General features: G+C 65.3%; 9 protein-coding genes. 5 read left to right on the forward strand and 4 right to left on the reverse strand.

Annotated features, from left to right (window positions below; translation table 11 throughout):
- Positions 1-20 precede the first annotated feature (20 nt).
- The 3 genes from RT662_RS15775 (at position 21) to RT662_RS15785 (ending at position 3,927) form a co-directional block, all read left to right on the forward strand.
- Positions 21-845 carry a phosphatidylcholine/phosphatidylserine synthase gene (locus RT662_RS15775; RefSeq protein ID WP_313671643.1) on the forward strand — a complete coding sequence of 275 codons (825 nt, stop codon included), beginning with the start codon at positions 21-23 and terminating at the stop codon, positions 843-845.
- A gap of 293 nt (positions 846-1,138) precedes the next feature.
- Entirely contained in the window at positions 1,139-2,758 is a 1,620-nt protein-coding gene (locus tag RT662_RS15780) for a long-chain-fatty-acid--CoA ligase (protein ID WP_313671644.1), read from the forward strand.
- 53 nt (positions 2,759-2,811) lie between these two features.
- Positions 2,812-3,927, forward strand: coding sequence for a patatin-like phospholipase family protein (locus RT662_RS15785; protein ID WP_313671645.1), 1,116 nt, complete (start codon positions 2,812-2,814; stop codon positions 3,925-3,927).
- Between the two features lie 221 nt (positions 3,928-4,148).
- On the opposite strand, the gene RT662_RS15790 is transcribed toward RT662_RS15785, so the two are convergent.
- From RT662_RS15790 to moaB, 3 genes are all read right to left on the reverse strand, one after another.
- On the reverse strand, positions 4,149-4,568 hold the full coding sequence (locus RT662_RS15790) for a DUF3224 domain-containing protein (RefSeq protein WP_313671646.1): 420 nt from the start codon (positions 4,566-4,568) through the stop codon (positions 4,149-4,151).
- A 93-nt stretch (positions 4,569-4,661) separates the two neighbouring features.
- Positions 4,662-5,114, reverse strand: coding sequence for a hypothetical protein (locus RT662_RS15795; protein ID WP_313671647.1), 453 nt, complete (start codon positions 5,112-5,114; stop codon positions 4,662-4,664).
- A 3-nt stretch (positions 5,115-5,117) separates the two neighbouring features.
- Positions 5,118-5,645 (reverse strand): molybdenum cofactor biosynthesis protein B, encoded by a 528-nt coding sequence (gene moaB, locus RT662_RS15800; RefSeq protein WP_313671648.1) that lies wholly within the window; start codon positions 5,643-5,645, stop codon positions 5,118-5,120.
- Between moaB and RT662_RS15805 the strand changes: the two genes are divergently transcribed.
- Complete coding sequence (locus RT662_RS15805; protein WP_313671649.1) at positions 5,644-6,093, forward strand: VOC family protein; 450 nt, start codon at positions 5,644-5,646, stop codon at positions 6,091-6,093. The two genes, moaB and RT662_RS15805, sit on opposite strands and share 2 nt — an antisense overlap.
- 22 nt (positions 6,094-6,115) lie before the next feature.
- Positions 6,116-6,514, forward strand: coding sequence for a GFA family protein (locus RT662_RS15810; RefSeq protein WP_313671650.1), 399 nt, complete (start codon positions 6,116-6,118; stop codon positions 6,512-6,514).
- Positions 6,515-6,520: 6 nt separating this feature from the next.
- On the opposite strand, the gene RT662_RS15815 is transcribed toward RT662_RS15810, so the two are convergent.
- Positions 6,521-8,431 (reverse strand): lytic transglycosylase domain-containing protein, encoded by a 1,911-nt coding sequence (locus RT662_RS15815; protein WP_313671651.1) that lies wholly within the window; start codon positions 8,429-8,431, stop codon positions 6,521-6,523.
- Positions 8,432-8,523 lie beyond the last annotated feature (92 nt).

The raw sequence follows: 8,523 nt of genomic DNA on the forward strand, positions 1-8,523 counted from the left end.
TGCCTGCTGATGCGCAACCGATGATCGACCGCGAACCGCCCCGCCGCCGTGGCATTCCGCTGCGCGCTGTCGTGCCCAATGCCGTTACCGTGCTGGCCTTGTGCTGCGGCCTGACCGGGGTGCGTTTTGCCATTGGCGGGGAATGGGAAAAGGCCGTGGTTGCGGTTCTACTGGCCGGCGTGCTGGATGGCATCGATGGCCGCATCGCGCGCTTGCTGAAAGGCAGTAGCCGGTTCGGGGCGGAACTGGATTCGTTGTCGGACGTGACGGCCTTTGGCGTGGCGCCGACGCTGATCCTGTATCTGTGGGCCTTGCAGCATCTGCCAGGCCGTTTTGGATGGGTGATTGCGCTGGCCAATGCCATTGCCTGTGCGCTGCGGTTGGCGCGGTTCAATGCCCAGATCGATGCGGACGAACAGCCACACAAGAAGCATGGGTACCTGACCGGGATTCCGGCACCGGCAGGCGCGGGCCTGACGTTGGCGCCGCTGTATGTGCACTTCTGGTTGGAACCGTCGGCGCTTGATGATCTTACGGTGCGCGCGGGGGTGGTTGCCGTCACCTCGCTCACCGTGGCGTTCCTGATGGTGTCAAACCTGCCAAGCTATGGCTGGGGGTCGCTGCGGCTGCGGCCGTCGTGGCGCTTGCCGGCGTTGGCGGCCATTGGCTTGCTTGCCGGTGCGTTGTTCACCAATCCTTGGCCAACGCTCGCCATCATCACCATCGTTTATGCCGTATCGATCCCGATGGCGATCAACAGCTATGCCCGCGTCAAGGCCCGGGCCGGGCGAACGATCGACGATCGCACCAGCAGTGCCGACGACGGCATCCAACCGCCACCCTGAACCGGCTGCCCACGCAGCGCATCGACCAACGCCAGGCGCGCATCACCCAGCATGAGGCCAACCAGGGCCCAGGCGGCCGCACAGGCCAGCAACATCAACAGCATCGTCATCATCTTGTCCCCTTGCCAGCGACGAATCGCCAGACTGTTCCTTATCTGTTCCGCACTTTATGTTCCTGCAATGTTCTTTTCGTCAAGCCCCCTTTTCGCGCTTCGACGGCGGGGCTATGAACTATTGGCAAGGTGCCGCGACCGGAAAGGCGCGCTGCATGAGGAAATTTGGGGAGGAGGCGCATGATGGGAACGATGCAGGATTGGCCGCTGCTGGTGAGCAAGCTGATCGATCACGCGGCGATTTATCATGGTCAGCGCGAGATCGTGTCGCTGAGCTGTGAAGGGCCGAAGCATCGCACCAACTGGGCCACTGTGCGCGGTCGTGCGCGGCAGGTGGCGGGGGCGCTCAGGCGGCTGGGGATGCAGCCGGGTGACCGCATCGCAACTCTGGCGTGGAACACCTGGCGCCATGTCGAAAGCTGGTACGGCATTTCCGGCATGGGCGGTGTCGCCCACACCATCAACCCGCGCCTGTTTGAAGAGCAGATCATCTACATTGCCAACCATGCCGAAGACCGGGTGCTGTTTTTCGATCTGACGTTTGTGAAGCTGGTTGAGAAACTGGCGCCAAGCCTCTCTACCATAGAGCATTTCGTGTTGCTTACTGATCGCGACCACATGCCGGAATCCAGCCTGAACCTGCTCTGCTATGAAGATCTGCTGGCCGCCGAGAGCGTGGACACGCCGTGGACCGATGTGCCGGAAAATGCGCCGGCTGGCCTGTGTTACACCAGTGGCACCACCGGCAATCCGAAGGGTGTGCAATACAGCCACCGTTCCAACGTGCTGCACGCCATGGCCGCCTGCGCCACCGACGTGTTTGCCATGGGTGCCCGCACTGTCGTGCTGCCGATTGCACCGATGTATCACGCCAATGCCTGGTCCATCCCCTACACGGCCGCTGCGGCCGGCGCGAAGCTGGTGATGGGTGGCCCCAATTTCGATCCGCCGACACTGCACAAGCTGATTGTGGAGGAAGAGGTGGACCTGGCGCTGGCGGTGCCGACCATCTGGCTGGGCATGATGCAGCACCTCGAAAAGACCGGGGAGACGATGGGCAAGCTGAACCGCACGGCCATCGGCGGATCGGCCGTGCCGCGTGCCATGATCGAGGCTTATGACAAGCTCGGCGTGCGCGTGCTGCAGCTGTGGGGGATGACGGAAATGTCCCCGCTCGGCACCGTGGGTACCGGCATTCCGGAAACCGATGCAATGCCTTATGCAGAAGAACTCAATATTCGTGTTAAGCAGGGGCGTGGCCTGTTCGGCGTCGAGATGAAGATCGTTGACGACGATGGCCAGGAATTGCCGCGCGACGGTGTTGCCTTTGGCCGCCTGCTGGTGCGGGGCCCGTGGATCGTCGGCAGCTATTTCAAGGGTGATGGCGCCAGCGCCTTTGAAGATGGCTGGTTCGATACGGGCGACGTGGCGACGCTGGACCCGCATGGCTATATGCAGATCGTCGATCGCGCCAAGGATGTGATCAAGTCTGGCGGCGAATGGGTATCGTCCATCGATCTGGAAAATGTCGCCGTTGGCGCACCGGGCGTGGCCGAAGCCTGCGTGATTGGCGTGCACCACCCGAAATGGGACGAGCGCCCGCTGCTGCTCGTGGTGCCCAAGGACGGTGCCGCTGTGACCAAGGAAAGCGTGCTGGCCTATCTTGATGGCAGGATCGCCAAATGGTGGACGCCCGATGATGTGCTGGTCGTCGCCAGCCTGCCGCACACGGCGACCGGCAAATTGCTGAAGACAGCACTGCGCGAACAGTACAAGGAATATATATTGCCGACAGCTTGATCGGCCTCTCGCCAGGGGGCGGCACCGCGCCGCCAACCGGGAAGGACGCCATGATGAGAGCGGCACTGCCCCTGACGTGCGGTCTGCTGCTGCTGTTGGCCGGCTGTGCCACACGGCCGGATGCACAAGCCTTTGAAGCACCAACGCTGGCGCGGCTGGCGATTGTTTCGGCGGCCGATGCCGATGGCACGCCGCTGGGCGATCCGCCGCCGGCGCGCCAATTGGGCAAGCGTAATGATGTGCTGCTGCTGTCGGGCGGGGGATCGGTGGGGGCCTTCGGCGCCGGTGTGCTGGTGGGCTGGACCGCGTCCGGCACCCGGCCGCAGTTTGACGTGGTGACCGGCATCTCTACCGGGGCGCTGATGGCCACCCTGGCCTTTCTGGGGCCCGCGCATGATGCCGAACTCACCCGGGCCTATACTGAAATCACCGACAAGGACGTGATGAAGCGCCGCGGCATCATCGGCTTTGCCCGCAAGGCGTCCGTCTATGATCGAACGCCGCTGGAGAAGATGATCGAGGTCATCGTCACCGAACAACTGCTGGACGAAGTCGCCGCTGAACATCGCAAGGGCCGGCGGCTGTATGTGGGCACCACCAATCTGGACAATGGCGCGGCCACGGTTTGGGACATGGGCCGCATCGCCAGCTCCGCATTGCCCAACCGGATTCAACTCTATCGCCGGGTGCTGGCGGCGTCGGCGGCGATCCCCGGTGTGTTCTCGCCGGTCTATATCAGCCAGACCGCTGGTTTGCCGACCATGCATGTCGATGGCAGCATCAAGCAGGGTTTGTTGCTGCGCAGCTACATGGTCGATCCGCGCGGTGCCAACGAGCATGTGTGGACGATCGTCAACGGCCAGATGCGCCTGATCGGCAACGATGCGCCAAGCGGTACCAACAGTGGCAGCATCGCCGGCCGCACGGTGCGCGAGCTGCTGCGCACCATCACGCAGCGCGCCGTTGCCCGCGCCTATACCATGGCCCGCAACGCCCGGGCCGAGTTTCACCTGGCCTATCTTCCCGACACGGTGGAAGAGCCCAGCCCGATCCGTTTTGAACCGGCAGCGCTGCGGCGCCTGTTCGAGGCGGGGCGCAGCATCGGTGCCAAGGGGCAGTGGCAGACCGAGCCGCCGCGGCTGGAACGCTACGAACGCATGGCGCAGTAACTGCTGACCCTGCGGCATCCGTCCGCCGTTGGCGACGGGCAGATCCAGGCCGAGCACCAGCACTTCGCTCATATATTTGCCGTTCTGGCGGAGTGCGTAGTGGTGGCGGCGCGTTGTCAATCGTGGTGGCGACATTCAGCCAATCCCCATCGGCTTCGCGGGCGGTGAGGCCAAAGCGTGACGACACCGCGTTCAGCGGGGAACCGCGCCCGCGTAACGCCTCAGGGTGCAGCGTGGAGGTCGTAGGACAGCGTGTAAAAATGCTGCCGGTTTTCAATCCGGATGACCATGCTGCCCGTGATCCCGGCCAGCGCGCCGGTACCGGAGCCGGGCACGATGACGACGCTCAGTTTCTGGCCGCTGGCATCCATGGTGCCGTTGTGCTGCAGGGCAAAGCCGCCGCTGCGGCCGGCCAGGGTGGCGGCAACCACCTCCATCGCAACATAACCGGCGATGCCCTTGCCCGGGTCGCCAGCGCTCATCATCACGCCCTCGCTGGTGCCGGCCAGATCGCCGCTGAACCGCTTTTCCAGCCGGTGCTGCGCTGTGCCGCCGGGGGCTGCGGGCAAGGGGGTGAGGGCCACGGAGAAGCTGCCAGTTGCTTCGGCGGCGGCCAGCGGACTGCCCAGCATCGTCATCATCAGCACGGCTCCCACGTGGCGCATCACAGGATTCGACCCCCAGTATAGTGCGAACGTATCAGGAACAATTTGCGCCGGCCAGCCTCAATCGGTTCAGGCTGCAACATTCCCCAGCGCCAGCGCTTCGCGGGTCAGCACTTCGCGGCGCAGGGCGTGGGCATCGGCCAGGGCGTTGTGAGGCAGGGTGCTGGTCGTGGCCGTGTCAAAGCCGGGAAGGTTGATCAGATCAAAGCGCACATGCGGCACCATGCGGCGGCCCTTGTGCACCAGCAGTCCGGCGGCGTGGGCAATGTCTTCCGGCCAATCGGCCACCAGCACCGGCTCGGCATCGGTGGCGAGAAAGGCAGCCAGCGCCGCCACGACATCGGCCCGGCATTGTGGTGTTGCGCCCAGTTTCGGCATCACATGGTCTGCCACCCAACGCAGCGGCCGGTGGCAGGGCAGAACGGCATAGAAATCGCCCTGGCCTTCACGTTCCGGCGCCAGCGCGATGGAGATCAACGGGCCATCGAAGCCGTTGAATTCGCAATCGAGAAAATAGCGCACCGCTCAACGCTCCTGCAGGCGGGGCAGCAGCTCGACGAAGTTGCACGGCCGGTGGCGGGCATCGAGCTGGCTGGCCAGGATGCCGTCCCACCCATCCTTCACGGCGCCGGTGGAGCCGGGCAGGCAGAAGATATAGGTGCCGCGCGCCAAGCCGGCGCAGGCGCGGGACTGGATGGTGGAGGTGCCGATGCTCTGGAAACTGAGCCAGCGGAACAGTTCGCCAAAACCGGGGATCATCTTTTCCGCAACCTGATCGAGCGCTTCGGGGGTGACGTCGCGGCCGGTCACACCGGTGCCACCAGTGGTGATGATGACGTCGATGGCCGGATCGTCGATCCACATCTTCAACTGGGCCACCAGCGCCGGCACCTCGTCGCGGATGATGGCGCGGGCGGCAAGGACATGGCCGGCAGCGGTGAGCCGCGCCACCAGCGTGTCGCCCGATGTGTCGGTGGCCGGCACGCGCGTATCGCTCACCGTCAGGGCGGCGATGTGCAGCGGCACGAAGGAAAGCGACTCATCAAGGGGCATGAAAGACGTTAAGCTGTTCCTTGCCGGTTTGTCATGGTGGATGAACGGCGGGGGAAGGATTGCGACGATGGCGCGGGTGATGGCGATGATTTGCGTGCATGACCGCGAACGGGCGCGGGGGTTCTACCGCGATGTGCTGGGCCCGGTGTTCGGCATCGGCGCGCCGGCGATCGATCATTTTGGTGATCAATTTCCCTGCGGCGATGGCTTTATCCGGTTGACCGCTCTGCCCGATTGGGCGCCGGGCCAATATCCGGTGCTGGGCTGGCAGGTGGATGATGCCGGCGCCGCCGTGGCCGGGCTGGTGGCGAAGGGCGTTGAAATGCTGATCTATCCCGGCTTTGGCCAGGATGCGCATGGCATCTGGAATTCGCCCGATGGCGGCGCCCGCATCGCCTGGTTCAACGACAGTGAAGGCAATCTGCTGAGCCTGACACAGCAGCGTTGAGGATCAACAAGGGGAGGGCAGCATGACCGAAGCAGGGGGCTGCCAGTGCGGCGCGGTGCAGTATGAAGTCAGCGGTGCGCCAAAGCATGTGGCGCTCTGTCATTGCCAGGATTGCCGCAAGAGCAGCGGCGCGCCGGTGGTTGCTTGGGCCGCCTTTGCCGAAGCCGCCTTTCGGGTGACCAAGGGCGAACCGATTGCGTTCAATTCGTCGGGGCAAAGCTGGCGCTATTTCTGCGGCCGCTGTGGCAGCGGGATGTTTTACCGCAACGCCGAGAATCTGCCGGGCATTGTCGATGTGCAGTCCGCCACGCTCGATCATCCCGATGTGTTCGTGCCCGACGGCCATATCCAACTGGCCGAGCGCATCAGCTGGATGGCGACGGCGCACGAACTGCCGGGCTATCAACGCTTTCCGGAATGAACCCGGTTATTTGCCGCCAGCCAAGGCACGATCGTCGCTGGGCCAGGCTTCGGGGGTGAAGCTGCCGGGTTCGGGGCGGGGGCGGATGGGCAGCGGGTCGCGCTTCACCGCCAGCTCGCCGCCGATGCCGGGCAGGCGCGGCCACAGGCCTTGCGCGATTGCATCGAGTGAGGCCGGCGCCAGGCCGTCGCGCAATTCATACATCCACAGATTGCGCAGCACGATTTCGACATAGTGCCGGGTTTCGCGATAGGGAATGGATTCGATGAACAGCAGCGGATCGCCCTGATCATCGAGCGTGCGGTTCCAGGTCTGCACCGAACCCGGCCCGGCGTTGTAGGCGGCGATCACCTTGGGCAGCAGGCCGGCGGTCAGCCCCATGCGGCCCAGTACTTCCAGATAGGTCTGGCCCAGTTCGAAATTATAGGACGGGTCTGCCATGTCGCCGATAACGCTGGCGGCATCAGGGGTTTCTTTCAGGATGCGGCGGTTCACCAGGTCGCGGGTGTCGGGCATCAGCTGCATCAGGCCCTTGGCGCCGGTGCGGCTGGTGGCGGTGGTGATGAAGGCCGATTCCTGCAGGGCGTGGGCAAAGGCCAGGCTGCGCGGCACCCGCCAGCCGCGGAACGGCACCCAATCGGGGGCGGGGTAACGCGCCGAGAGCGGCGCTTCAAGGCCGACGGGCGGCCTTGTGGCGAGGCTATATTGGGTGGCGGGCAGATCGAGGCGCGCCGCGAGCCGCAGAATCGCCGGATAGGCCTCGGCCGGCGCGGTGGCGGCGAGGTGCCTGAGTTCGCGATCTGCCAGGCCCAATTGGCCGATTTCCACCAACGCAGCGGCACGGCGGGCGCCAGCCACGTCTTTCAGATAATTCCAGTCTGCCGTGATGAAATCCGGTTCGCGCCAATCCAGGCCCTGATCCACGCCCAAGGAGCGGCGGGCGAGCAGGCCATAGAAGCTGGCGACCGAGGTGGCGGCTTGGGCGAGCCGGGCCTGGCGATTGGCTTCGTTGCCGGCGAGGCCCCAGCTGCGGCCGGCCCAGAAGGCAGCGGCCGCGCGCGTGTCGTCGCGGCCCATCGTCACCCGATCAAAGGCTTCGGCGGCATCGCGCCAGCGGCCAAGGCGGAATGCAGCAAGACCTGCTGACCACGCGCCATCCGATGCGCCCTGTCCCAGCCCGGCGGTTGCCTCGAGTCCCATGCGCCAGGCGGCGAGATCATCGCCCATGCGATAATGGTTCCAGGCGATACGGGCAGCGAGATCGGCGCGGGCGAAGGGCGACAGCGCCGGGGCCTGTGCCAGCCACAGCCGCTCCGCCTCGTCATTGCGATCGGCCGCGAGCAACGGCTTCAGCCGGGCAGCGAGATCGGCATCGGCGGGCAGGCTATCCGTGCGGAAGCTGGCAGCGCTGGCGGTGCGGAACGGACGGACTTCCGGCAGCAGCGGCAACGGCGCGGTATCGGCGCCGGGCAGGGCATCGGCAAGGCGGGCGACCTTTGGCGACAGCGGCAGATCGGGATTGGCGGTGAGCCACGCCGCAAGTTCAGTGCGTGTGAGCTTCCCAGAACCACGCGCCACGATGAGGGCGGCGCGGGCGGTTTCGCTGAGCAGGCCGCCAGCAGGTTGGGTGGCAGTCAGGGCGTTCAGGGCGCGTTCCGCCACCGTGTAGCGGCCGGCATCGAGATCGAGGAAGATCTGCCGGAAAGCGGCGCGTTCCTCTTCGGTCAATTGCGGCGGCACCATGCGCTGGCGCGGCGTGATGCCGGTGCGCAGGCCGGTCACTGTTTGCATCGGCTGCGCTGCCGGCGGCAGGGTGGTGAGCGGCGGCGGCGTGGGCGGCATCAGCGCCGGCGGCACGGTGATGGCGGCGGCGGGGCCAGCCAGGACCAGGGCAATCAGGGCTGCCGCTCGCCTCATGAGATAGCCGCCCGGAACAATTTCAGATGCTCGAACGCCTGGCGTTTCAACTCCTTGTTGCCGCCCATCGCGCGCGGATGGCTCGACGGGAG

The organism is Sandarakinorhabdus sp., from assembly GCF_032115815.1.
Classification (GTDB): domain Bacteria; phylum Pseudomonadota; class Alphaproteobacteria; order Sphingomonadales; family Sphingomonadaceae; genus Sandarakinorhabdus.

Coding starts and splice junctions, on each gene's coding strand:
- RT662_RS15805 (WP_313671649.1), top strand. CDS start 5,644: ATGAAAGACGTTAAGCTGTTCCTTGCCGGTTTGTCATGGTGGATGAAC.
- moaB (WP_313671648.1), bottom strand. CDS start 5,645: ATGCCCCTTGATGAGTCGCTTTCCTTCGTGCCGCTGCACATCGCCGCC.
- RT662_RS15815 (WP_313671651.1), bottom strand. CDS start 8,431: ATGAGGCGAGCGGCAGCCCTGATTGCCCTGGTCCTGGCTGGCCCCGCC.
- RT662_RS15810 (WP_313671650.1), top strand. CDS start 6,116: ATGACCGAAGCAGGGGGCTGCCAGTGCGGCGCGGTGCAGTATGAAGTC.
- RT662_RS15780 (WP_313671644.1), top strand. CDS start 1,139: ATGATGGGAACGATGCAGGATTGGCCGCTGCTGGTGAGCAAGCTGATC.
- RT662_RS15790 (WP_313671646.1), bottom strand. CDS start 4,568: ATGATGACGATGCTGGGCAGTCCGCTGGCCGCCGCCGAAGCAACTGGC.
- RT662_RS15785 (WP_313671645.1), top strand. CDS start 2,812: ATGAGAGCGGCACTGCCCCTGACGTGCGGTCTGCTGCTGCTGTTGGCC.
- RT662_RS15775 (WP_313671643.1), top strand. CDS start 21: ATGATCGACCGCGAACCGCCCCGCCGCCGTGGCATTCCGCTGCGCGCT.